Here is a 23,037-nt window from a genome sequence, read left to right on the forward strand (position 1 = left end):
AAAAATGGCGTAAGTTAGATTAGGTCACGCAAGGGTGGCCACCTGAAAACCACGAGCGAAAAGGTGAGCCTTGTCTGAAGAAACGCCAATGGTCGGCAAAAGCGTCGTAACGCTGGACGGCCTGTCTACAAACCAGATTCTCGACCTGCTGCATAAGGCCGAATACATCGATTCCCACCGCAAAGAGATTGCCCATACCTGCGATGGGCGAGTGCTGGCCACGCTGTTCTACGAGCCCTCCACCCGTACGCGCCTGAGCTTTGAGACCGCAATGCTACGTCTCGGCGGCAAGGTCATCGGATTCGCCGGCGCGCAGCTGGCCTCCGTGACCAAGGGCGAATCCATCGCCGACACGTTGAAGACCGTGTCCAACTACGTGGACGTGGTCGCCATCCGTCACCCGAAGGAGGGTGCCGCGCTGGTGGCCTCCCGCGCCGCATCCGTGCCGGTAATCAACGCCGGCGACGGCGGCCACATGCACCCCACGCAGACGCTGGCCGACCTGGCCACGCTGCAGTCGCGCTTCGGCCGCATCACCGACCTGACCGTGGGACTGTGCGGCGATTTGACCTTCGGCCGCACCGTGCACTCCCTGATCGAGACCCTGTGCCGCTTCGGCAACGTGCGCTTCGTGCTCATCAGCCCGGACGAGCTCAAGACCCCGCAGTACGTGATCGACCGCATCAACGCCACCGACAGCTGCTCCTACGTGGAAGTGCGCGACCTGGCCTCCGTGATCGGCGACCTCGACGTGCTGTACATGACCCGCGTACAGAAGGAACGCTTCTTCAACGAAGACGACTACCTGCGCCTGCGCGACACCTACATTCTCGACGAAGAGAAGCTGCAGCTCGCCAAGCCGTCCATGGCCGTGCTTCACCCGCTGCCGCGCGTCAACGAAATCGCCGTGGACGTGGACGACGACCCGCGTGCCGCCTACTTCGAACAGGTCAAGAACGGCATGCTCGTGCGCATGGCCCTCGAAAGCACCGTGGTGGGCGACGAACTGCCCGGATACGAACCGCTCAACCCCAAGGAGGTTCAGGCCTGATGGAAGTCACCAGCATTCAGAACGGCATCATTATCGACCATGTGCCGGCCGGAACCTCGCTGAAGGTTCTCGAATACCTGAAAATCGACCCGGCCAAAACCAAGCTTGCGCTCATCATGAACGCCGACTCCAAGCGTTACGGCTCCAAGGACATCATCAAAATCGAAGATGACAAGGACATCGACCTCGACGTGCTCGGCTTCGTGGCCCGCCAAGCCACCGTGGACGTGGTGCGCGGCGGCAAGATCGTCGAAAAGAAGCAGCCGAACCTGCCCGAGCACATCGTCGGCGTGATTTCCTGCGTGAACCCGCGCTGCGTGACCACCGCCGAGCCCGGCATCAAGCAGATGTTCCACCTCGTGCACTCCGAGCGGCTCGAATACCGCTGCGACTACTGCGACGAGGAAGCCAAACTGTGAGCATCACCCTACGCAACATCAAGGTCTGGAACACCGGCGAGGTCATCGACCTCGTGGTGCCCGGGACCGCTGCCGCCTACTTCGCCGACACCTCCGCCGTGGCTGACGGCGCCGACATCGACGCCACCGGCCTGACCGTGGCCCCCGGTTTCGAAGACCCACACGTCCACTTCCGCGATCCCGGCCAGACCTACAAGGAATCGATGGTCTCCGGCTGCCGTGCGTCCGCATCCGGCGGATACACGAACGTGCTCATCATGCCGAACACGTTGCCGGCACTGGATGGGCAGACCGTGTCTGGCCCGGAAGCGACCGGTGCAAAAGAGGTTCTGGATGCCGGCTTCGACAACGTCATCGACTTCCTGCAGCAGTACGATACTGCGCATGACGTTCAATTGCCGGTTCGTTACGATCTGTGCGTGTGCGCGTCCAAGGATCGCGCCGGTCATGAGGCAAGCGACGTTGCCGATTGGCTCAAGTACGTGCCCGGATTCGAGGACGACGCCAAGACGCCGGCCATGCTCACGCACCCCATCACCGCAATCAGCGACGACGGTTCCGCTGTGACGCCGGAGATCCTGGACCAGGTGCTGGAGAACGTCAAGGCCTCCGACCTGTACCTGATCGAGCATTGCGAGCATCACGATACAGGTGCCGTGAACGAAGGCCCCGTTTCCCGCGAGCTTGGCGTGCCCGGCATTCCGGAAGACACCGAGCTCAAGATCGTGGCCCGCGATATCGAAGCGGCCCGCCGCACCGGTGTCCACGTGCACTTCCAGCATGTGAGCACTGCCATCTCGTTCGAGGCGATTCGCAGGGCCAAGGCCGAAGGACTGCCGATTACCTGCGAGACCGCGCCGCACTATCTGGCGTTGAGCGACGAGGCGCTGCTCAAGTACGGCACGCTCGCCAAGATGAATCCGCCACTGCGCTCCGAAGCGGACCGCAAAGCCACCATCGCGGCCATCGCCGACGGCACCGTGGATCTGCTGGCCACCGACCATGCGCCGCACACGTTGGCAGAGAAGGAACTCGGCTTCCTTGAGGCGCCCAACGGCATCATCGGACTGGAATGCGCGTACGGCGTGTGCCACAAGGTGCTCGTCGACGGCGGCTTCATTTCCGATGAGCGTCTGATCGAGCTCATGTCCGTTGGACCTGCCGAACTCATGGGGCATGTGCCAACCGACGTAGCCGCGCTGGTCGAGGACTACGCCGAACCCGCGCCCACCGGGGATGATCCGGATGGCGTGATTGCGGGGGAGAGCGACGCTCAGCCGCAGCGTGAAGGCGTCAACCGACTGCTCGACTTGAGCCGCGTGGATGACGCCGACAATGTCGACCTCGTGGTGCTCAACGCCGCCGAGGAATGGACCGTGGACCCCGAACAGTTCCACTCCAAGGCTCGTAACACCCCGTTCGGCGGCTGGCAGGTCACCGGACGCCCCCTCGCCACAATCATCGGCTCCCAGCTGATGTTCAGCCGTCTGTAGATAACACAAGGAGCAGCATGGATCGCCTGATCGAAGCGATTGACAACACTCAGAACCCCAGCGTCGTGGGCCTTGACCCCACTGAGGCGCTGGTGCCGCCGCAGGTCGTGGCGAGCTTTGCCGACGAGGTGCGTGACTCGGTCGAATCCCCGGAGGAAGTCGAATCCGCGCAGCTGGCCGTCGCCTACTTCGAATACAACCGCACGATCATTGACGCCATCGCCGACATCGTGCCCGCCGTCAAACCGCAGATCGCCATGTACGAGGCGCTCGGCCCCGCCGGCGTGGACATCTACACGATGACCTGCGAATACGCGGCCCAGCAGGGCCTCTACGTGCTCGGCGACATCAAGCGTGGCGACATCGGCTCCACCGCAGCCGCCTACGCCCACCACCTGAACGGCGTGGGCGACTTCGACCCGTGGCATGAGGATGCGGTGACCGTCAACCCGTATCTCGGCACCGACGGCATCACCCCGTTCGTCGAGGCCGCCGCCGAAGCCGACAAGGACATCTTCGTGCTCGTGCGCACCTCCAACCCGTCCTCCAGCGAACTGCAGATGCTCGACCTGGCCGACGGCACGAAGGTCTACGAGCACGTGGCCGATCTTGTGGAAGGATGGGGCGCCGAGACCATCGGCAGCCACGGCTACTCCCGCGTGGGCGCGGTGGTCGGCGCCACCCACCCCGAGGAAGGCAAGGCGTTGCGTGAACGTATGCCGCACACGTTCTTCCTCGTGCCGGGCTACGGTGCGCAGGGCGGCACGGCCGCGGACGTGGCAGGCATGTTCGACAAGCAGGGCAGCGGCGCCATCGTCAACTCGTCGCGCGGCATTATCGGCGCATGGAAGAAGAGCGGCAAGTACTCCGAATCCATGACCGCCGACGAGGCGCTGGACCTTGTGGCGAGCAGCGCGCGCCAGGCGGCGCTCGACATGCGCGATAATCTGCGGGTTGCCGTATATAGGTAGGTAGATTGTCCGGCTGTGGGCTATACGTGAGTGTGGGCTGGAAACCGGAGCCGAGTGTGTTTAACTACCTCTCAGTCAACCTGCGGTTGACCGCTCCCCTGATAGGGGGAGCTTGATGTGCTGAATAGGAATGAAATGACAACTTTCACCCCCACCCATGATGTGGTTACGGAAGCGACTGCGGCCGGATTCTTCCCGCCGCGCCACAACGTCGAAATCACGCAGGTTACGGAACTGACCGACCGCGTGATGCGACTGACGTTCCGCGACCCGTTCATCGCCTCCCATGCCAAGCCCGCCCAGTTCGTCAACCTGTTCACGCACGACGACTTCATGCTCATGCCGCGTCCGTTCGGCGTCAGCGAAGTCGACGGCGACGAAGTCAGCGTGATCTTCGCCGTCGTGGGACACGGCACCGAACAGTTGGCAGGACTGCAGGCCGGCGACACCGTCGACGTGCTCGGCCCGCTCGGCCGCGGCTTCAACCTCAAGGAAGACGCCAACTACATTCTTGTCGGCGGCGGACTCGGCGTGCCCCCGCTAATCTACGCCGCGCAAAAGCTCGCCGAACACGACGCCTCCTTTGCCACCGCCATATTCGGTTACCGCAACGACCACTTCGCCGAGGAATACGTCTCCCGGTACGCGGACTGGTCGTGGAGCATCGACGACGCCGAAGGCAACGTGGTCGACCTGCTCAACAAACTGGAACAAGGCGACGACCTGAAGGCCTACGATCGCAAGCCGATCATTCTGTCCTGCGGACCGCTGCCTATGATGAAGGCCGTGGCCGACTGGGCCGCCGAACGCGGCATCCCCGCGCAGCTGAGCATGGAACAGCGCATGGGCTGCGGCTATGGCACCTGCGTGCTGTGCACCATCGACACCGTGGACGGCCGCCTCAAGGTCTGCTCCGACGGACCCGTGTTCACCCGCGAACAGCTCGGATGGGGGAAGTGACGATGAGCGCAAACAACCAGTCCGCGCAGGGCGGCGACAACCACATCAACCTGTACGAGCCCCACGTGTGGAAGCACCACACCAAGGTGGCCGGTCTGGAATGGAAGAATCCGGTCGGCACCGCCTCCGGCACCTTCCAGTACGCCGCCGTCCGCTGGTTCTACGACGTCAGCCAGCTCGGCGCCGTATGCACCAAGGGCGCCTCGCCCGTACCGTGGGAAGGCAATCCCTCGCCGCGCACCGCCGAATCGCCGGCCGCGAACATCAACGCCGTGGGCCTGCAGAATCCCGGCATCGACCATTACTTGGCCGAGGACCTGCCCAAGCTCAAGGCCGCGGGCGCGTTCGTCATCTCCAATGTCGCCGGACATTGCGATGACGATTACGCGGCGGTCGTGGAAAAGCTCGCCGACTCCGACGCGGACATGCTGGAAATCAACGTCAGCTGCCCGAACGTTTCCGCCGGCGGCATGAGCGTGGGCACCGACCCGGTGGCCCTCGCCAATCTTATGGACCGGCTGCGCCCGATGACCGACAAGCCGATGATCGTCAAACTCACGCCGAACGTCACCGACATCACCGTGCCGGCGCGCGCGGCCGTGGAACATGGCGCCGACGCGTTGAGCATGATCAACACGCTCAAAGGCATGCGCATTAACATTCGCACCGGCAAGCCGATCATCGCCAACGTCACCGGCGGCGTATCCGGCCCGGCCGTGCTGCCGGTCGGCCTGGCAGCCGTCTATCGGGTGCGCACCGCACTGCCGGAGATTCCGATCATCGGCCTCGGCGGCATCGACAGCGGCGAGAAGGCGCTCGAATACCTGTACGCCGGCGCGAACGCCGTCGAAGTGGGTGCGGCCGCGCTCTTCGACCCGGTGGCCCCGCTGCGCGTCGCCCGCGAACTCGACGACCTGTTGGACAGCCGTCCCGAACTCGCTGCTAAACTGGCCGCAGGACAGACTTGGAGGTAAGGAACATCATGGCAGAAACACTCGCACATCGCTTCACTGAATTCCTGTTGGAATCCAACGCGCTGAAGTTCGGCGACTTCACGCTGAAGTCCGGCCGCAAGAGCCCGTACTTCATCAACGCCGGCGCCTTCGACGACGGCAAGAAGATCGCCGCGCTCGGCGCGTTCTACGCCGAAAAGATTAGCCAGGCCATCGTGCACAACACGATTCCCCGCAACATCGACACCGTGTTCGGTCCCGCCTACAAGGGCATTCCGCTGGCCGTGTCCACCGCGATCGCGCTGACCGCCGGCCACAACATGACCGTCGGATACACCTTCGACCGCAAGGAGAAGAAGGACCACGGCGACGGCGGCTGGATGGTTGGCACCCCGCTGACCGACGGCATGAAGGTGCTGCTCGTGGACGACGTGATGACCGCCGGCACCGCCGTGCGCGAAGTCATCCCCAAACTCAAGGCCGAGGCGAACGTCGAGGTCGTGGGTCTCGTGCTCTCCGTGGACCGCATGGAGAAGACCAAGGACTCCGACATGTCCGCCGTGAAGGCCGTGGAAGCCGAATTCGGCTTCCCGGTGCTCTCCATCGCCAACGTGCGCGAGATCTTCGACGCCGCCGCCAAGATGAAGAACCCCGACGGCACCCCGCTGCTCAGCCACGACATCCAGCAGCGCGCCGCCGCCTACCTTGAGGAATACGGCGCCTGATCGTCTTCAATCTAAAAACCAAAAGCGGGCTTGCGAGCCCGCTTTTTTTATTACGTTCCATGAACAGCAGCACCATATTAAGGCAAAAGCTTTGGTAAGGAGCGTGCTATGAACTGGTTAGTTGATATAGGGCTGTTTGCGCTCGTGGGGATATGCAGTTACTTCGGCATCGAGCATCATCTGGACAGCAAAGCGAACAAGTTGTCGCAAGGTAATGAAGAAGACCGCCGAGATGCTGATGCCCAAGTAGAAGCAGCATGAAAATGGCGGAATGACGTTGGGGTGACGCCGCTCATACTCGGGATATGACGGATGAACAGCCTCTTGAAACGGAGATAAATGTCTCCAGAAGGCCAAATCAGCTCCCTTGAAAGCGAGATAGGGTTCTAAACTCTGGGACCGACTCGCCTGTGATGAAAACCCGCTCGGCGTAGAATTACCGTAGGTTCGTTGCATTCGAACAAGGAAGGCCGCTATGGGGAACATCACCGACGATATTCGGCAACATTTCGACACTTTCGCCGAACTGCCGTTCACCGAGGCGGATAGCCTCGCTTTGTCCCAGTTGGCCTATGCTCGCATGCCGGATAACGTGCCGCGCTATCACGAGAATGCAGAGACCGCCGACGGCATGATCGCCACGGTTCCGATTCACGATTTGCTGCGTGCCGAATGCTATGACGACATGTTCGGCAAGGTGTGGTCGCCTTCGATGAATGTCGATCTGTTACGTGCGATGAGCGAGAGCCCACGTTGGAGGAACCTACGCGTGGGCGCATACGTGGACGAATTCGATGCCGAAACCACCAAGCAGTTCTCGGCCTGCGTGTTCGAACTGGGTAACGGCACGCTCTATGTGGCTTTTCGCGGTACCGACAGCTCAATCGTCGGGTGGAAAGAGGACTTCATGATGGCGTTCCGCCGCCCGGTCGCCTCGCAGGAGGCCGCCGCGCGTTATCTGACCGAGCTGGCTGGCCATTGGGCCGGGCCGATTATGGTCGGCGGCCATTCCAAAGGCGGCAATCTGGCGGTGTATGCGGCGGCCAATGTGCCTAGCGAGATTCAGGAACGTATCACGGTCGTATATTCGCACGATGGGCCTGGATTCGATGAGGCGTTCTTCGATGAGGACGGGTACGTACGCATTGCGTCGAAGATTCATAAATCGGTACCGGGCTCGTCGATCATCGGCATGCTGTTTGAGACTCGTGAGCATGTGGAAGACGGCTATACGGTGGTCAGCAGCGACGGTGCCAGCATCATGCAGCATTTCGCATTGCACTGGCAAGTCGATCATGGCCAATTCGTACAGGCTGATGGACTGACAAGTAGCGCGCAATACCTGGCACGCACGATCAACGGATGGATGGCAAAATACGACGACGAGCATCGCCGCAAGTTCATCGAAAACCTGTTTGCCATCTTCGAGGCTGGCGGATACGACACATTCGGCGACCTCACTTCGCATTTGACACAGTCACTGCCGATTATGCTCGCCGCGGCCCGCAACATTGATGTCGAAGATCGCGACGTGATGATTGAAGTGCTCAAAGGCTTCGCCGCGACAGCCGCCGCGTCGGTAATCTTGGCCAAGTAGTCGGAGGCCATCAAACTGGTTTTGCCAGTCAGTCTCAATAGCGCAAAAGCCGGCCCCTGAGATACTCAGGAGCCGGCCCTTACTTCCATTTCCCCAGCGGGGTTGGCTTAATCGCAGTATATCTCACTGCTGACCATGCCTGTTTTACTTACTCCTAATCAATGAGCTTGTAGCCGTGGTCGGAGACTACGGACTTGAGCTTGTCGAGATAGGTTTCGGCGGCCTTGGAGAGCTTGGAACGCTCGTTCGTGATCCAGCCGACCAACATCGTTTCGTCGGTGTCGAGCGGCACGGTGACGATCTTCTCGTTGTTGAGGTCGCCGTTGTCGATGCCGGTGCACACCGTGTAGCCGTTGAGGCCGATGATGAAGTTCAGGATCGTGGCGCGGTCGGTCACGTTGATCTGCTTGGGGGAGTACTCCGGCCAGACCGCTTCCTCATAGAAGTAGAACGAGCCTTCCTCGCCCTGCTCGTACTGGATGAACGGATAAGGTTTCAGGTCCTCCATGGTGATGACCTTCTTGGCGGCCAGCGGGTTGTTGCGCGAGATGAACACGTGCAGCGGCGCGCGGAAGAGCGGGTGGAATTCGAGGTGCTTCTCGCGCAGGAGCTTGCCGATCACGTCCTTGTTAAAATCGGACAGGTAGATGATGCCGATTTCGGACTGCATGTTGGCGACCTGGTTGATGATGTCGCGCGTGCGGGTCTCGCGGATGGTGAACTCGTATTCGTCGGACTTGATGGAGTTGATCATCTCCACGAACGCCTCGACGGCGAACATGTAGTGCTGGGTGGAGACCTGGCACAGCTGCTTGCGCGGTTTGGCATGCTTATAGCGCTCTTCGAGCAGGTCGGCCTGGTCGAGCACTTGGCGGGCGTAGGTCAGGAATTCCGCGCCGTCCACGGTCAGGGCGATGCCCTGCGAGGAGCGGGTGAAGATCTCGATGCCCAGCTCGTTCTCCAATTCCTTGACCGACGAGCTCAGGGCCGGCTGGGAGACGTACAGGGCATGGGAGGCCTCGTTCATCGAGCCGCACTCGACGATTTTGACGATGTATTTCAGCTGCAGCAGTGTCATAAAGTCTATTTATATCGCTAGGGATAGTCGCCACACGGCCGGTCACCGTCGTCAAGGACGGGTCCATAGACTTCAACTGCCGCGATGCAACGTTTGGCGACTTACAGACGTACGCCGAGTTCTGCGAGCGATTCGCGTGCCTGCAACGCGTTCTCGAAGAGGATGCCGTGGATGCCGACCTCGTTGGCGCCGACGATGTTCTTGGCGGTGTCGTCGAAGAACACGCAGCGCTCGGCCGTGAGGCCGAAACGGGTCAGGGCCAGCTCGTAGATGTCGGCGTTCGGCTTATGCATCTTCTCCACGCCGGAGACCACGGTGCCCTGCAACAGCTGTTCAAGGCGCGGGTACTTCTCGAAGGCCAGGTGGAAGGTCTCATGCGACCAGTTGGTCAGACCCCATACGCCGTAGCCGTGGGCCTTCAAATCCGCCAGCAGCTCGACCATGCCCGGAAGCGTGCGGGGCAGCGCGTCCGCGTAGTGGCCGATGTAGAACTTGAAGATGTCGGCGAGTTCCTGGCCTTGTTCGCGTACCACATCCGGGTAGATGTCCGCGAAATCCTCGCCGGTGTCCATGCGGTCCTCGTAGCGGAAGAAGCCGCAGGGGTCGTCGTCGGCGCAGATGCGTTCCACGATCTCATCGGGGAATCGGCCTTCCAGGCATGCGCGGGTGTTCCAGTCCAGCAGCACGCCGCAGAAGTCGAAAATCACGTCGGTGATGGGGGAGTTGGCCATGATGCTCCTTGTGTTGTTGGGGCCGTTGAGTGGGGTCTGCGATTTAGTATAGGGGGTTTCATACGTTGGCTCCCCTCTCTGAGGGGAGCCAACGTACGGAATCATGCGATGACGTCGGCGATGGCTTCGGGGATGGCGTGGGCCACGTCGCCGGCCACAATCGGGTGGCCGAGCGTCATGAAGCGCTGGCGATGCTCGCGGCCGATCAGTTCCGGCTCCTGCCAGCCTTGTTGCTCGGATTCGGAGGCGATCGCCGCCGCCAGGCCATGCAGGTAGGCGGCCGAGGCCACGGTCTCGCCCGTGGTGGCCACGTCATCCTGCTGGGCGAGCAGGGCGCCGGTCAGACCGGCCAGCACGTCGCCCGCGCCGGCGGTGCCCAGCCAGGCCGGTGCGCTACCCGACGCATAGACGTGGTCCTCATCCACCACGATGGTCACCGCGCCCTTCAACAATACGGTGGCGCCGGTGAGCTCGTGGGCACGCTTCGCGCTGGCCAACGGGTTCAACCGCACGTCGTCGGCGGTGTACGGCTCGTGCGAATCGGCATGCTCCGCGGTGCTGGCGGCGGTTTCGAACCGGTTGAGCAGTTTCGCCATCTCGCCGGCATGCGGCGTGATCACCACCTGGCCGGGCACACGCTCCGGCAGCAGGTCGAGTGCGCCGGCATCCACCACGATTGGCGGCATGTCGTAGGCGTCCTTGTTCTCATCCTCGCTGCCGAGCGCGTAATGCTTGAGCAATGCGGCGATGGTGTCCCGCTGCATATCGCCGTCGGTGCCCTCGACGCTAGCCTCGGGCACGCCGGACCCCACGACCCAGGACTGCACATGTCCCTTGCCGATCACGGCTTCCGGCAGTGCGGCGAGCACCATGTTCTGCGCGCGCTCCGGGCCCAGATACCGGACCATGCCGGTGTTCGCGCGGGCGGCGGCGCTGGCGGTGAGCACGGCGGCACCGGGGTAGCGCTGCGAGCCGGTCACCAGACCAACCACGCCCCGGGAGTATTTGGAATCCTCGAACCTGGGGAGACGGACCGCGTCGGACGCGAACGAATTATCCACCACCTCGACGTCCGGATCCTTGTCGTCGATATCGAATCCGAAATCGAGCAACTCGATACGGCCGCAGGCGAACGTGGCGGGCGGCAGCACCGCGCACGGCTTCATCGCGCCGAACGTGACCGTGACCGTGGCCGGAATGTACGGGCCGGGCAGAGAACCATCGTTCACACCGACGCCGGATGGCGTATCCACGGCAAGTACCAGCGGAAAATCGCCTGACGACTCACGGTTTGGCAGGGCGGGCTCATCGGGAGCCTCGCCGTCGAGACCAAGGGCGGAGGCGAGTGCGGCGGGGATGCCGCGTAGCGAGCCTTGGATGCCGATGCCGGTCATCGCGTCGATGATCAGATGCGATTTCCTGGCCACGGCGATGGCGGTCTGCAATCGCTCGCCGGCCTCACCGGCGGAAAACCCGGACGCGCAACCGGGAATATCAGCCGCGGGATCAAGCACCAGCACCTTGCCTCCGGCGCGCACGAATGAGGCGAATCCGGCCTCATGCAACGACCGGCCCACGGCGATGGCGGTGACGTTCGCGCCCTCCTGGGCCAGCGCGGCGGCCGCGAACAGACCATCGCCACCATTGTCTCCGGCCCCGGCCAGCAGCACGATCGACGTGTCCTCCAGCGCCAGATCCTCGTCGTCCAGCATACCGGCCGCCATGTGGGCCGCGGCCTGGGCGGCCATGCGCATCAGCGGCACGCCTTTGTCCAGCAGGGGTCGCTCCATGGCCCGGACCGTATCGGAGTCATAGGCGCTGTGCAGCAGCAGTTCGCGACGATCGGCGTCTTCGGTGTATTCCATGGCAACCCCTTTCTTGTGTTTGTTACTTGCGGTCCGTGTTTACAGGCCGTACACCTCGTGGGCGAACTTTTCGAACACGGGGATCGAGCGCTTGACCTTCTCCGTGTCGATGCAGTAGGCCATGCGGAAGTATCCGGGCACGCCGAAGCTGTCGGACGGCACAAGAATCAGGTCGTATTCCTTGGCCTTCATGCAGAACGCCACGGCGTCGTCCTCCAGCGCCTTGGGGAAGATGTAGAACGTGCCGCCGGGGCGTACCACGTCGAAGCCGATGCCGGTCAGCGCATCGTAGAGCAGGTTCATGTTCGTCTCGTAGACGTTGAGATCGGCGGTCTGGTCGATGACCTTGGCCACGCCCAGCTGAATCGAGCTCGGCGGGCAGTTGTGGCCGGTGCCGCGCGAGATCTGGCCCATCATGGGCACGAGCAGGTCGGCGTCGGTGGCTGTGGGATTCACCGCGACATAGCCGATGCGTTCGCCAGGCAGGCTCAGCGACTTCGACCACGAGTAGCAGGTCAGCGAGTTCGCGTAGAAGCTGGCCGGGTAGGGCTGGGTGGCGCCGTCGAACACGATTTCGCGGTACGGTTCGTCGCTGATCAGGAAGATATCGTGGCCGTATTCGACCTGCTTGGCGGTCAGGATCGCGGCCAGACGCTTGAGCGTGTCCGCTGAATACACCGCGCCGGACGGGTTGTTCGGGGTGTTGATAAGCACGACCTGCACGTTCGGGTTAAGTGCAGCCTCGAATGCGTCGAAGTTGATTTGGAAGTTCTCGGTGTCGGCCGGCACGATGGTCAGCTTGGCGCCGGCGCCCTTGACGTACGGCTGGTATTCGGGGAAGTAGGGGGCGAAGGTGATGATCTCATCGCCCGGCTTGGTCACCGCACGCATCGCGTGGGACAGCGCGCCCGCCGCGCCCGTGGTCGGGAAGATGTGGTTGCCGGTGTATGCCATGCCGAAACGTTCGTTGAGGTTTTCGGCGATCGCGTCCTTGACGGATGGGATACCGAGCGAGGGAGAGTAGCCGTGGATGGCCACCGGATCGCCGTTTTCGTAGAGGTCGACCATGGCGTCGGTGAAGGATTTCGGAGCCGGCACCGAGGGATTGCCAAGGCTGTAATCGAACACGTTCTGGTAGCCGATTTCGGCACCGCGGCTCGTGGCGTACTCGCTCAGCTCGCGAATCACGGACTTGCCGCCAAGCATGGCCTTGTATTCCTCATTGATCATGGCTGTTCTCCTCGCATGGTTGTACTGGTATGCACCACGCTACTACTATCGCGGCCGGTTTGCGCCATTTGCCGCGCCGTGCCTAAGCTGGCTGTTCTATTTGTTCTATTTGTTCTATTAACTGTCGAAACCGCGGAATAACGCCGATTTCCGCTACAGCTCCATGATTATCCACAACCGTTCATAGCGAGCGCTGTGGGACGGCGGGCGGAAAACGGCCGAATCCGCGTGCCGTCCCACACCTCGTGCAATCCACGTTTCGGGAAAGCACCACCGTAAGACCGGCGCGCATCCGCATCCACGACAGGAGCCTTACCGGCCGTAATCCCGCACTCGATTATTTTTTCTGACAGGGAATCGAACCCGAAACACTAACCCATGCACGCCCCACCGCAAACAGCGAATAACCAAATGTATGCATTTTCGGCACCATGAGCGAAGGAGTTCGCAAACACAACAGTGATTGGCATATACGGCATCGACCGGATGAACAGCATCGCGTCCTCATAGGTCAAGACCCACTGGGACTCGTCGCCCTTGGGTATAGGGACATTGCCTGTGTCATAGTCGTTAAGCAGCACAAGACTCGGCAAATATCGTTCCAAGATCTCGGCGGTGCCAGCAATTTCCGGTTCGGTGGACCTCGATAGCACCTTGACGACGGCGTGAAGTGCGTCAAGCCGCTTGCGATTGATGGTATAACCATCAACGAGATGCTGCTTCAGAACTGAGTTGGCCCATCGCCGGAAATAGATGCCTTCCTTGGATTTGACGCGGTATCCGACCGACAGGATCATATCCAGGTTGTAATGCTCGACTTGGTATGTCTTACCGTCAGATGCAGTTGTCGCAAATTTTGCGACAACTGAAAATCCATTGAGCTCTTCCCTTAATGCATTGCCGACATGCTTGCCGATTGTTTTGATATCGCGGCCAAACAGCAAGGCCAATTGCTGTCTGTTAAGCCACACCGTGTCCTCGTCTACCTTCACATCGAGGTGCACGGTGTGGTCCGCGCTCTCATACAAAGCAATCTGCTGCTTCAGTTCCTCGCCAGTCATGAGATCGCCTTTCTTTTTTCGGGCGTCTGTAAATCATGTCGTTGTCGTCGCTAAATTATGCATCCAGTTTATCAGGGCAGTCGAACGTTTGTTCGATTACTGTATCTCTCATATTTGTATGACTTTCCCGACGACGTATTGGCTATGACGGAGGTAATGGGCACGGGGATAATGCTGATGATGGGCATTTCCATCATGCAAAAACCTATGCCCCGTATTGAAAAAAGCTATTGGACCAAGCCGTTGGGCTTAGGCCATGATAATTGGGCCATTGCGCGGCTTATCCGTTCGACGGATGTTCCGGATTTGCGATGGCGTTGAATTGCAATTATCAAATGAAAGAGCAAATTGTATGAGCGAAAACAATGATGCCAAACACGTGCTGTTGGTGTTGATCAGTCACTCCGATTTGGGAGGTGTGAGACCTACTGGCTTTTATGTTGATGAGGCCGCACATCCTTGGCAGGTGTTCAGACGAATGGGCTTCACTGTGGGCCTTGCATCCATCGCTGGTGGCGTACCGCCGCAGGCTGGCCGTCATCCCGGTGACCCTGTGCAAGAGCAATTTCTGCATGATGCGGATATATCACGCCAGCTAGTGAATACGCGCGCCTTGGCTCAAGTAAACGCGAACCGATATGATAGCGGTGCTATTCGTTGGCGGTCACGGTGTGATGTGGGATTTCCCCAACAATTCTGTGGTGAACGCCGTCGGCCGGAACATCTGGGAGCGCGGCGGCATTGTGCCATGGGCCTGCGGCATTGGTGGATATGACGTTGTCGGATGGCAGTTATCTGATTGCCGGCAAGCAGGTCACCGGATTCACCAACGGCGAAGAGCAAAATCTCGGGTGTTATCCGTGGCTGCGGCGGGCGAATAGAAGGGAGATTGAGATAGAGGCAGGGGAGATGCCGGGTGCATCGCCGGCATCACGCCTCCGTGAAATACTCGTTTTCGTCCGCAAGCCGGCCGCCTTTGATGAACAGGAATCGCTCGCACAACTCCTGCAGCTGGAGATGAGCATGGCGATGCTGCGGTCGCAAGCCCACTGTCTGAGCACGGCGATGAGCTGGAGCACGCCGTCCGGGTCGAGGTCCACGAACGGTTCGTCGAGAATCAGGAACTCCGGATCATTGACCAGCGCGATGACCAACGCAAGACGCTGTTTCATGCTGAACGAGAAACCGGCGGGCCTGCGGTCACGGTACGGCCAAAGTCCCACAAGTTCAAGCACCGGGCGGATTGGGAGGCGCGAGCGGTGGGTCGGACGATTACAGTGTGAGCCGAATACGTTCATGAATCATCGAATCACAAGGCGAGGCGGACCGCAAGTATTCGAGAGTCGCCAGTTCGGTCGATTTCAATGACAATGGTGTGGACGATTACGCGGATATCGTGGCGGGTGCGCGCAAGGACGCCGAAAACCATCCGGCTTACGATTCCGGCTACTATCAGGGCGGCTATCCGCCGGCCGATCGCGGGGCGTGCACCGTACGTGATTCACAACATGGCGCAGCGGCAGCGCGAAAACGACTACTTCGCCTTCAAGAAGCACATGACGGTCACCGGGCACTACCGTTTCGACGCTTCGAAAGTGCTGTAGAGCGTACTCAGGGCTTGGCGGTGACGGTCGGAGCGGCGTCGGCATTGCCGGCTTTGGCTCCGACTGCATCAGCTGAATCGGTGCCGGCCGCACTGGCGTTAGCACTATCGTCAGCGTTGGCACCGCCGGCTTTGGCCTTGGCATCAGCCGCGCTCCCGCCATCGATCACCAGTCGCAGATAATCGCGGTCGGCGGACTTGCGGCGCGGCACGAACCGACTGATGATGGAGTTTTTCTTGCCGCGGTTCTTCACGTACAGGAAGCCGGACACGGAGAACACGACCGCGCCGATGAAGTTGACGATAAGATCCTCCATCGTGTCGATCAGACCGATGTCGAGGTAGCCGCCGAGGCCCAAGTCTTGGCCATTGACCGTGACCTGGGTGATGTCGTTGATGCGAATCGCATGGTTGGTGTGCGTGGGGTCGAGCATCACCGAGCTGATGGAATGCACGATGGCGTCTTTCTGCATGTCGAATCCGAACAACTGGTCCATGCCGAATTCGAAGAACTCCCAGATCACGCCGATGGTCATGGAGAAGCAGAAGGAGACGATCGCCAGATACAGGGGCGAAAGCTCGAACTTCACCCGGTCGGACCGGTTGAGCAGGTCGACCAGCGAGAAGCCGATCGCCGCGGCGAGGAAGCCGTTCATCGTGTGCAACACCGTGTCCCAGAACGGGAAGATCTCATAGAACGAACTGATCTCGCCAAGAATCTCGGACGAGAACACGAACACCAGCACGATGACTTCCAGCACCGAAGGCAGCTCGATGCGGAACTGCACCTGGATGAACGCCGGCGCCAACAGCAACAGCAACGTCAGGATGCACAGGAACACATTTTCGTAGTCGCCGTTAAAGAACTGGAGTATTGCCATGGCGAGCACCAGCATGCGCAGCACCACATAGACCGCGAATGAGCTTTTGTGTTCGCGGATTTCCATGCCTACGGCTCGGCTCATGGTCTTCCAGCGTACGCGCCAGGACGGTTTGCGTTGTGCGTCGTGCTGTTGTGACCGTTTCCGGGTCATTCTTGCCTCTTTCTCGCATTGTTCTCGCGCCAGTCTATCCGAACCTGCTTACAGGCAATCGGCAAGAACGGGCGATAGTCTGGCCGCATGAACCGAATGGAAACCGATGCTGCCTCGATTGTGGACCGCACGAATCATGCGGCGATGCTCGATAGGGCCATTGTGCCGGCGGCACGCCACCGCGTGTGCTGATTGCAGTGCTCGCCGTGCTGCTGTACCGCCGTATGGGCATGATTACACCGCCGATCGTGGCTCATGGCATGTATGACGTCTCCGCCGCCATGACCAATCTGACCGGAATCGCCGGCTCCTCATGGTCACTGGTCGTAGGGCTGGCAATCATGGCCATGCCGGTGGTTTGGGCTATCGTGAGGTGTGCGAGATAGGCTTTGTACCGGTTGGCAGCAAATCAAACCAGCGAGACAACGGAATGAACGAAGCGAAAGGAACGGTATCTGATGACTCCGATTGAATTGTCAACCCGACGCCGGGTTACGGGACTGACTTCGGATGAGTTCGCCAGGCTGTTCGTCTCTTTGCAACGCGATGTGGACGGCGAAGCCGCGCATTGGAGCGCCACGGACGTCGAATCCTGGGAGCTGGTCGGCCCGCCGGTGACCGCCGAACAGCATCTTATCGACACGTTCGCCGCGGCCAACGAATTCGTGGCCACGCTTGCGGACCGTCTGTACCACACGATCATGCCAGTCACGGAAGAATCGGTCATCACCGCATACGCTGATGACCTCACATTCTGGGCATCGCATCCAGACCTTGGCGGAGTGCCGTGCGCATTATGGAACATCGCCGCACTGCAGGCGGCCGAATGGGCCCGCAAGGAAACCGGCATCGCCTGTGAACTAGACGTGCGCGAACCGCTGGTGTGACAGCTGAGCTCAAACATGGGCGTAGGTAACGGCATGGTTTGAGGACTATGGTGTTGCGTTACCGGTCGGAAAGGATATGATGGTGGGGCGTCATAGCAAAAAAGCGCGTGGACAGTCGAGGAGACATGCGCGAAAGTCCTCCGTTTGGAGTGAAATTCGCGGCTATCTGCTGACGGTGATCGCGGTGATGCTGGTCGTGTTGCTGGGACGCACCTTCGTGTTCAACGTCTATGTGATTCCATCCCGTAGCATGGAAGACACGTTGCAAATCGGCGACCGCGTATTTGCCTCGCGATTGACTCCGAGACTCTTTGCACTGCACCGTGGCGACATCATCGTGTTCAAAGATCCCGCAGACTGGATGGAGGGGGAGCAGCTTCCCACCAATCTGATGTCGATAATCGACAGCAATCGTTACCTAATCAAACGTGTCATCGGTCTGCCCGGCGATACCGTCACCTGCAAGGGATCCGGGGAGCCCATCACGGTCAACGGCAAACCCATTGATGAAAGCGCTTATCTTAAGTCCGGCGTGAATCCAAGCGACAGTCCTTTTTCCGTAACCGTTACTGACGGCAACGTGTTCGTGCTTGGTGATAATCGCTCCAATTCCAGAGATTCTCGATACCATCTTGACGACGGCAACAATGGGCTAGTGCCATACGACGATATCCAAGGTGTGGCGTTGTTCCGCTTCTGGCCATTTACGAGAATCGGCTTGCTCAATTGAGTTTGGCGTGAATACGCAAGTTGACATGTGTCGCACGGCCCGGTGCATCCTGCAGTCGGACCGTTTCCGGAACCCTCCCCCCGAAATCTGACGACCCCCCTGTCTCACAGCTATCGCACAGCTCCGATACGGGAAACGTGCGGGTGATTCCATAACGACTACGTACTTCAGGAAGTGACGTGTATCGCATTATGGTCATGTGTTCAGTGCCGCAGATAGGCGAAGTTTATTCATGAGCCGAATAGGGCCGGTGAAGCGGGCTCTCACTGCGTTCATAATACGGCATATCGTGAACGGCGTTATCATCACAGTCAGGCCGAATTAAAGGAGGCTCGGTCATGGTCGCCGCATCCACGGCATTCAGCCCGTCAAGCACGATGACGGCCAGTTTGGTGGAATCGACTGGCCTGCCCAGTGCCGCTATTCCTGTGCACGAGGATGGTAACAACGGCAACGGCGACAGTAGTGCCGATGGCAGCGGCGACGACGGCGGCATGGTCAGATCGCTGAGCCTGTGGAACTACTTCACCATGGGATTCGGCGCAATCATCGGCACCGTATGGGTGCTGCTGGTCGGTGACTGGATGATCGTCGGCGGTGGCCCGGTCGAGGCGATGATCGCCTTCGTGCTGGGCGCCGTGTTTCTGCTGCCGATCGGCTCGACGTCCGGCGCGGTTACCATGGTCGGGTCGTTTCTGCCCGGAGTGCTGGTGATGACGCCGCTCTTCTACACCGGTTTCGACACGATTCCGCAGAGTGCCGAAGAGGCAAGCGAAGGCCTTGACTGGAAGAAGTTCGGTATGGTCATCTCAGCTTCGCTGCTGGCCGCCGGCCTAATCATCATTGGCCTGCAGGTGCTGCCGTTCTCCCCGGCCGCGCTCAAACCCACATCATGGGCAATCGTGGCGGTGTGGATTTGCTGGGTCTGGCATTGCGTTGGATCAGTGCACGTTCACGGCGCGAATAGCGGTGCGCCGGTAGGTCGCGAGCCGTTCAGTCGCGCGCGACCCAAAGCGTATCGAGGTCGTCGGCCTCGGTCGCCTTTTTGCGCTTGCGTACCCACTGTTGCAGGAAATACGCCCCATAGCAGGCCACGATGAACACGAGCTCGGCCACGAGCGCGAACCGTTGCTCCACGTCGAAAATCACCAATACGAACGATGCGGTGCACAGGATGAACGCCGCCCAAGACACGTACGGATAGCCGGGCGTGCGGTATTTGAGTTCGCTGGTGGAATGGCCGGACTCCAGCCAACGGCGACGGAACACGATCTGGCAGTAGGCGATGGCGATCCACACCACCACGGCGGACAGGCCGGAAAGCGCCACCAGCACCAGGTACACAGTCGAGGCGGCGATCACGGAAGACAGGAGCGCCAGCAGGCCACCGGCCATCGCGGCGCACAAGGCGAGCATCGGCACGCCGCGACGGTTCGTTTTGGCGAACCAGCGCGGAATCATGCCTTCGTTGCCCATCGACCACACCATGCGCGTGGAGGCGTACAGGCCGGAATTCGAGGCGGAGAGCACGGCCGTGAGCACCACGAAGTTCATGATGTCTCCCGCATAGGGGATGCCTATGCCGTTGAACACGAGCACGAACGGGCTTTCGCCCACGCCGGCCTTGCGCCACGGGATCAGCGCGCACATCACGGTGATTGAGCCGATGAAGAAGAGCACCAGACGCCACAGGGTGGTGTGGATGGCTTTCGGCACGGCGGTTTGCGGGTCCCTCGTCTCACCGGCGGTCACGCCGATGAGTTCGGTGCCGGAGAACGCGAAGTTGACGGTCAGAATCGTGGCGAACACCGGCATGAAGCCGTTGGGGAAGACGCCGTCCTTGATGAGATTGCCGAACATCGGGGCATGTTGGTAGCCGGCGACCGGGATGACGCCGAAGATGGCGAGCGATCCGATGACGATGAACGCGCAGATGGCGAACACCTTGATCGAGGCGAACCAGAATTCCGCTTCGGCGAAGAGCCGCACCGACAAGGCGTTCAGGGTGAAGATGAGAATGATGCACGCCGCGCTCCACACCCATGTGGGGCTGTCCGGGAACCAGCGTTGCATGAGCAGGCCGGCGGCGGTGAATTCGGAGCCGAGCGCCACCGTCCAGGTGAGCCAATACTGGATTGCGATCACGAAGCCGGTGCCAGGGCCGATGAACTTCTCGGCATACACATGGAAGGAGCCGGTCACCGGCATGGCCACGGACAGTTCGCCGAGCGTGAGCATGACCAGGTAGACGATCAGCGCGCCGATGCTGTATGCCAGGATCGTGCCGATGGGGCCCGCCTGCTGGATGGTGTATCCGGAGCTCAGGAACAGGCCGGTGCCGATCACGCCGCCTAATGAGATCATCTGCAGGTGGCGGGATTCCATGCCGCGCTTCAGGTTGGTATGTAGGGCGTGCTCGTCTTTGCCATCATGTGACGACTCGGACTGGCTGGTTTGCGCTGGTTGATTCATCTGTTCCGAATGGCTTCGACGGCCATCCGTCTGAATCTGCGGTTCCTGTTGCGAGGACGGCGACTGTGCCGCCGTGTCGGTGTCGGGCTGACTCATGTTTCTCTCTTTGCCATGCGTGCGTTCCATAGGCGTCGTCGTGACGGCCCGGAATAGTATACCCGCACCGAGGATATAGCTGCGCTGCATGATGCTGAGTCAAAATCAGCTTCAAGGGGCTGATTTGGCGTTTGCCGGAGGTCTACTTCCGTTTCAAGGGGCTGGTCAACTGGCGGAACGCAGATAGAAATGGCATTGTTCTATCGCTATTCCGCCGTTTTTAACCAGTGGCTACTTTGGCATCAGCCCCTTGAAACGGAAGTAGATGTTCCGCAAAGTCAAAATCAGCCCCTTGAAACGGAGATAGGCACTCGCAGCGGCTACTTCACCTTCTGGATACGCAGCACGAACACGGCAGCGCACACGGCCATGACGATGGAGATGGCGAACGCCGGCGTGTAGGTGCCGGTCGTGGTCTTGACCACGGAGGTGATGGTGGGACCGACTGCTTGGCCGAGCGTGGTGGCCAGGTTGAGGATGCCGAGGCCCTTACCGGCCTCTTCCTTGTTCGGCAGCACGTCGACGTTGAGCGCTTGGTCGATGGCTGAGTACACGCCGTAGCCGAAGCCGGCGATGCCCGCATACAGGTACATGCCCGTGACGCTCGGCATGATCCACGGCATCGCGGTGCCAATCGCGAACAGCAGCGAGGCGATGATGACTGGTACCTTGTGCGTGTGCATCTTGTCGGAGATCGGGCCGGAGATCAGCGAAGCGGTCAGGGAAACGACCATGGTGATGATGGACATGGTGGCGATGGTGCCGGCAGCCTCGGTCTTGGTCTGGTGCACGTAATCCTCGACGATGTAGAGTTGGTACACGGAGATCATCTGGTAGCTGAGCAACATGCACACTCGGCAGCCGAACGCCTTGTAGAAGTCACGCGAGGTGGAGAACTTCGGGAAGTGGAAGGAGACAGCGAGATCCTTGAGCGTCATCTTGGTGCGTTCCATGTCCTTTGAGGATTCCTCGCGAGGTCAGATGTCAAGCGCCACGAATCCGGAAGCCCATGATCACGGCGCCGATGATGAAGCCGGCTTGCGCATTGTTGATCATGCGAGAGCCGATCATGGTGCCGATGGGCTGGCCGGTGACCATGCCGCCGCCGTAGAAGGAGTCGGTGCCGCACAGCTTAGGCATCGCGATTATGTGCCTCGTGCTCATCATCCGTATCTGTCTATTGCCTCTCTTCTTCTCCCAAATGCGCGCGACGCAGCGTATGCAGGTGCTCCAACCGCAAATCCAACGTATCCAACGCAAGTACGCCGCGCGTAAGGATCCGCGTTCCAAAGAAGCCATGCAACGTGAAATTATGGCTTTGCAGCAGCGGCATAACGCCAATCCGCTCGGTTCATACCTGCTTCGCTGATTCAGGCGCCGATTCTGTGCTCGCTGTTCTACACGCTGCAATCCCTGCCCGCAAGCGCCGCCGGGAATGCGGAACCGTTGAGCGGCATCGACCGCGTCATGGCGGGCGACATCGAATCATCGTCCATATTCGGCGTGCGCATCGCCGACTCGTTCGGCACGGTCGTCTCGCCGCAGTCGCACGTCGTCATCGGCGTGGCCGTGGCGTTGATGTGTCTGATGTTGTTCGCGATGCAGTGGCTGCTCATCCATCGCAATACGCCGAAGGACGCCATGGATTCACCGCAGTTCCGCACGCAGAAGCTGACCGCGTTTGTGTTCCCGGCCATCTACGTGGTGTCGGGCGGCACCTTGCCGTTCGGCGTGCTGCTGTACTGGCTGACCAATAACCTGTGGAACTTCGGCCAGACGCTCTGCCAACTGCGATGGTTTCCGGCGCCCGGATCCGAGGCGGGGAGCGCAAGGCCGAACGCGACCATGAGCGGGAGAACCGGCATCGCGCCGCCTCCGGATTGCCGTCTTTGGAAGAAGAGCGCGCGGCGGCCGCGCGTGAGGAGGCCCACGTGCGCCGCGAGCGTGAAAAGTCGGTCGCCAGCCGCAATCGCAGACAGCGCAAGAACGTGCAGCTCGCCAAGCGTTGATGGCACATGGGAGAGGTTACGGGGGATGCGCTGAGACCCTCGTCCCCGGAACGGTTCGAAGTGCTAAACTGC

The 23,037-nt window shown here is 60.5% G+C and carries 26 protein-coding genes; 16 read left to right on the plus strand and 10 right to left on the minus strand.

Annotation, left to right across the window (positions count from 1 at the left end; all coding sequences use genetic code 11):
* The first annotated feature begins 88 nt into the window (after window positions 1-88).
* The 9 genes from pyrB to BLLJ_RS04240 all read left to right on the plus strand — a co-directional run bounded on the left by pyrB (window position 89) and on the right by BLLJ_RS04240 (window position 8,169).
* Window positions 89-1,051 carry an aspartate carbamoyltransferase gene (pyrB, locus tag BLLJ_RS04205; protein ID WP_007054218.1) on the plus strand — a complete coding sequence of 321 codons (963 nt, stop codon included), beginning with the start codon at window positions 89-91 and terminating at the stop codon, window positions 1,049-1,051.
* Window positions 1,051-1,470 (plus strand): aspartate carbamoyltransferase regulatory subunit, encoded by a 420-nt coding sequence (locus tag BLLJ_RS04210; RefSeq protein ID WP_007052224.1) that lies wholly within the window; start codon window positions 1,051-1,053, stop codon window positions 1,468-1,470. The genes pyrB and BLLJ_RS04210 overlap by 1 nt, the downstream gene beginning before the upstream one ends.
* Window positions 1,467-2,963 carry a dihydroorotase gene (locus BLLJ_RS04215; protein ID WP_007054219.1) on the plus strand — a complete coding sequence of 499 codons (1,497 nt, stop codon included), beginning with the start codon at window positions 1,467-1,469 and terminating at the stop codon, window positions 2,961-2,963. The genes BLLJ_RS04210 and BLLJ_RS04215 overlap by 4 nt, the downstream gene beginning before the upstream one ends.
* A 17-nt stretch (window positions 2,964-2,980) precedes the next feature.
* Complete coding sequence (gene pyrF / locus BLLJ_RS04220) at window positions 2,981-3,934, plus strand: orotidine-5'-phosphate decarboxylase (RefSeq protein ID WP_007052226.1); 954 nt, start codon at window positions 2,981-2,983, stop codon at window positions 3,932-3,934.
* Between the two features lie 135 nt (window positions 3,935-4,069).
* Window positions 4,070-4,894, plus strand: coding sequence for a dihydroorotate dehydrogenase electron transfer subunit (locus tag BLLJ_RS04225; RefSeq protein WP_016507613.1), 825 nt, complete (start codon window positions 4,070-4,072; stop codon window positions 4,892-4,894).
* 2 nt (window positions 4,895-4,896) lie between these two features.
* The gene (locus BLLJ_RS04230) at window positions 4,897-5,868 is read left to right on the plus strand and encodes a dihydroorotate dehydrogenase (protein ID WP_007052228.1); all 972 of its coding nucleotides are present in this window, start codon (window positions 4,897-4,899) and stop codon (window positions 5,866-5,868) included.
* An 8-nt stretch (window positions 5,869-5,876) separates the two neighbouring features.
* Window positions 5,877-6,572: an orotate phosphoribosyltransferase gene (gene pyrE / locus BLLJ_RS04235; protein ID WP_007052229.1), complete on the plus strand. Its 696-nt coding sequence runs from the start codon at window positions 5,877-5,879 to the stop codon at window positions 6,570-6,572.
* Window positions 6,573-6,680: 108 nt separating this feature from the next.
* Window positions 6,681-6,833 (plus strand): hypothetical protein, encoded by a 153-nt coding sequence (locus BLLJ_RS11260; protein WP_007054223.1) that lies wholly within the window; start codon window positions 6,681-6,683, stop codon window positions 6,831-6,833.
* Window positions 6,834-7,047: 214 nt separating this feature from the next.
* Window positions 7,048-8,169, plus strand: a complete 1,122-nt coding sequence (locus BLLJ_RS04240) for a DUF2974 domain-containing protein (protein WP_007054224.1) — start codon at window positions 7,048-7,050, stop codon at window positions 8,167-8,169.
* 154 nt (window positions 8,170-8,323) lie between these two features.
* Here BLLJ_RS04240 and BLLJ_RS04245 read toward each other — a convergent pair whose 3' ends face one another.
* From BLLJ_RS04245 to BLLJ_RS04265, 5 genes are all read right to left on the minus strand, one after another.
* Window positions 8,324-9,247 carry a LysR family transcriptional regulator gene (locus tag BLLJ_RS04245; protein WP_007052232.1) on the minus strand — a complete coding sequence of 308 codons (924 nt, stop codon included), beginning with the start codon at window positions 9,245-9,247 and terminating at the stop codon, window positions 8,324-8,326.
* Window positions 9,248-9,348: 101 nt separating this feature from the next.
* Complete coding sequence (locus BLLJ_RS04250) at window positions 9,349-9,978, minus strand: HAD family hydrolase (protein ID WP_007056272.1); 630 nt, start codon at window positions 9,976-9,978, stop codon at window positions 9,349-9,351.
* A gap of 101 nt (window positions 9,979-10,079) precedes the next feature.
* Complete coding sequence (locus BLLJ_RS04255) at window positions 10,080-11,843, minus strand: bifunctional ADP-dependent NAD(P)H-hydrate dehydratase/NAD(P)H-hydrate epimerase (protein ID WP_007052234.1); 1,764 nt, start codon at window positions 11,841-11,843, stop codon at window positions 10,080-10,082.
* Between the two features lie 39 nt (window positions 11,844-11,882).
* Complete coding sequence (locus tag BLLJ_RS04260; protein WP_007052235.1) at window positions 11,883-13,073, minus strand: pyridoxal phosphate-dependent aminotransferase; 1,191 nt, start codon at window positions 13,071-13,073, stop codon at window positions 11,883-11,885.
* Window positions 13,074-13,444: 371 nt separating this feature from the next.
* A complete protein-coding gene (locus BLLJ_RS04265) occupies window positions 13,445-14,134 on the minus strand; it encodes a virulence RhuM family protein (RefSeq protein WP_011068129.1) in 690 nt (229 codons plus the stop codon).
* A gap of 352 nt (window positions 14,135-14,486) precedes the next feature.
* Between BLLJ_RS04265 and BLLJ_RS10360 the strand changes: the two genes are divergently transcribed.
* Window positions 14,487-14,909, plus strand: coding sequence for a type 1 glutamine amidotransferase family protein (locus BLLJ_RS10360; protein ID WP_230473300.1), 423 nt, complete (start codon window positions 14,487-14,489; stop codon window positions 14,907-14,909).
* A 79-nt stretch (window positions 14,910-14,988) separates the two neighbouring features.
* On the opposite strand, the gene BLLJ_RS04270 is transcribed toward BLLJ_RS10360, so the two are convergent.
* Window positions 14,989-15,369, minus strand: coding sequence for an ATP-binding cassette domain-containing protein (locus BLLJ_RS04270; RefSeq protein WP_197530260.1), 381 nt, complete (start codon window positions 15,367-15,369; stop codon window positions 14,989-14,991).
* 376 nt (window positions 15,370-15,745) lie between these two features.
* Window positions 15,746-16,771 carry a hypothetical protein gene (locus BLLJ_RS04280; protein ID WP_032740717.1) on the minus strand — a complete coding sequence of 342 codons (1,026 nt, stop codon included), beginning with the start codon at window positions 16,769-16,771 and terminating at the stop codon, window positions 15,746-15,748.
* Window positions 16,772-16,956: 185 nt separating this feature from the next.
* Here BLLJ_RS04280 and BLLJ_RS11125 point away from each other — a divergent pair, with 185 nt between their 5' ends.
* The 4 genes from BLLJ_RS11125 to BLLJ_RS11320 all read left to right on the plus strand — a co-directional run bounded on the left by BLLJ_RS11125 (window position 16,957) and on the right by BLLJ_RS11320 (window position 19,488).
* Window positions 16,957-17,157, plus strand: coding sequence for a hypothetical protein (locus BLLJ_RS11125; RefSeq protein WP_013582563.1), 201 nt, complete (start codon window positions 16,957-16,959; stop codon window positions 17,155-17,157).
* 72 nt (window positions 17,158-17,229) lie between these two features.
* Complete coding sequence (locus BLLJ_RS11130; RefSeq protein WP_013140715.1) at window positions 17,230-17,658, plus strand: hypothetical protein; 429 nt, start codon at window positions 17,230-17,232, stop codon at window positions 17,656-17,658.
* A 79-nt stretch (window positions 17,659-17,737) separates the two neighbouring features.
* Window positions 17,738-18,388: a signal peptidase I gene (lepB, locus tag BLLJ_RS04295; RefSeq protein ID WP_013582564.1), complete on the plus strand. Its 651-nt coding sequence runs from the start codon at window positions 17,738-17,740 to the stop codon at window positions 18,386-18,388.
* A gap of 338 nt (window positions 18,389-18,726) precedes the next feature.
* A complete protein-coding gene (locus BLLJ_RS11320; RefSeq protein WP_032738977.1) occupies window positions 18,727-19,488 on the plus strand; it encodes a hypothetical protein in 762 nt (253 codons plus the stop codon).
* On the opposite strand, the gene BLLJ_RS04305 is transcribed toward BLLJ_RS11320, so the two are convergent.
* The 3 genes from BLLJ_RS04305 to BLLJ_RS04315 all read right to left on the minus strand — a co-directional run bounded on the left by BLLJ_RS04305 (window position 19,382) and on the right by BLLJ_RS04315 (window position 22,096).
* A complete protein-coding gene (locus BLLJ_RS04305) occupies window positions 19,382-20,956 on the minus strand; it encodes an amino acid permease (protein WP_013582565.1) in 1,575 nt (524 codons plus the stop codon). The genes BLLJ_RS11320 and BLLJ_RS04305 overlap by 107 nt on opposite strands.
* A gap of 320 nt (window positions 20,957-21,276) precedes the next feature.
* Window positions 21,277-21,909 carry an MFS transporter gene (locus tag BLLJ_RS04310; protein WP_007054235.1) on the minus strand — a complete coding sequence of 211 codons (633 nt, stop codon included), beginning with the start codon at window positions 21,907-21,909 and terminating at the stop codon, window positions 21,277-21,279.
* 31 nt (window positions 21,910-21,940) lie between these two features.
* Window positions 21,941-22,096, minus strand: a complete 156-nt coding sequence (locus BLLJ_RS04315) for a hypothetical protein (RefSeq protein WP_007056283.1) — start codon at window positions 22,094-22,096, stop codon at window positions 21,941-21,943.
* 7 nt (window positions 22,097-22,103) lie between these two features.
* Between BLLJ_RS04315 and BLLJ_RS11525 the strand changes: the two genes are divergently transcribed.
* Both BLLJ_RS11525 and BLLJ_RS04325 read left to right on the plus strand, forming a co-directional pair.
* Window positions 22,104-22,325, plus strand: a complete 222-nt coding sequence (locus BLLJ_RS11525) for a YidC/Oxa1 family membrane protein insertase (RefSeq protein WP_007054237.1) — start codon at window positions 22,104-22,106, stop codon at window positions 22,323-22,325.
* Between the two features lie 44 nt (window positions 22,326-22,369).
* A complete protein-coding gene (locus tag BLLJ_RS04325; RefSeq protein ID WP_254150482.1) occupies window positions 22,370-22,999 on the plus strand; it encodes a membrane protein insertase YidC in 630 nt (209 codons plus the stop codon).
* Window positions 23,000-23,037 lie beyond the last annotated feature (38 nt).

The organism is Bifidobacterium longum subsp. longum JCM 1217 (assembly GCF_000196555.1).
Lineage (GTDB): Bacteria > Actinomycetota > Actinomycetes > Actinomycetales > Bifidobacteriaceae > Bifidobacterium > Bifidobacterium longum.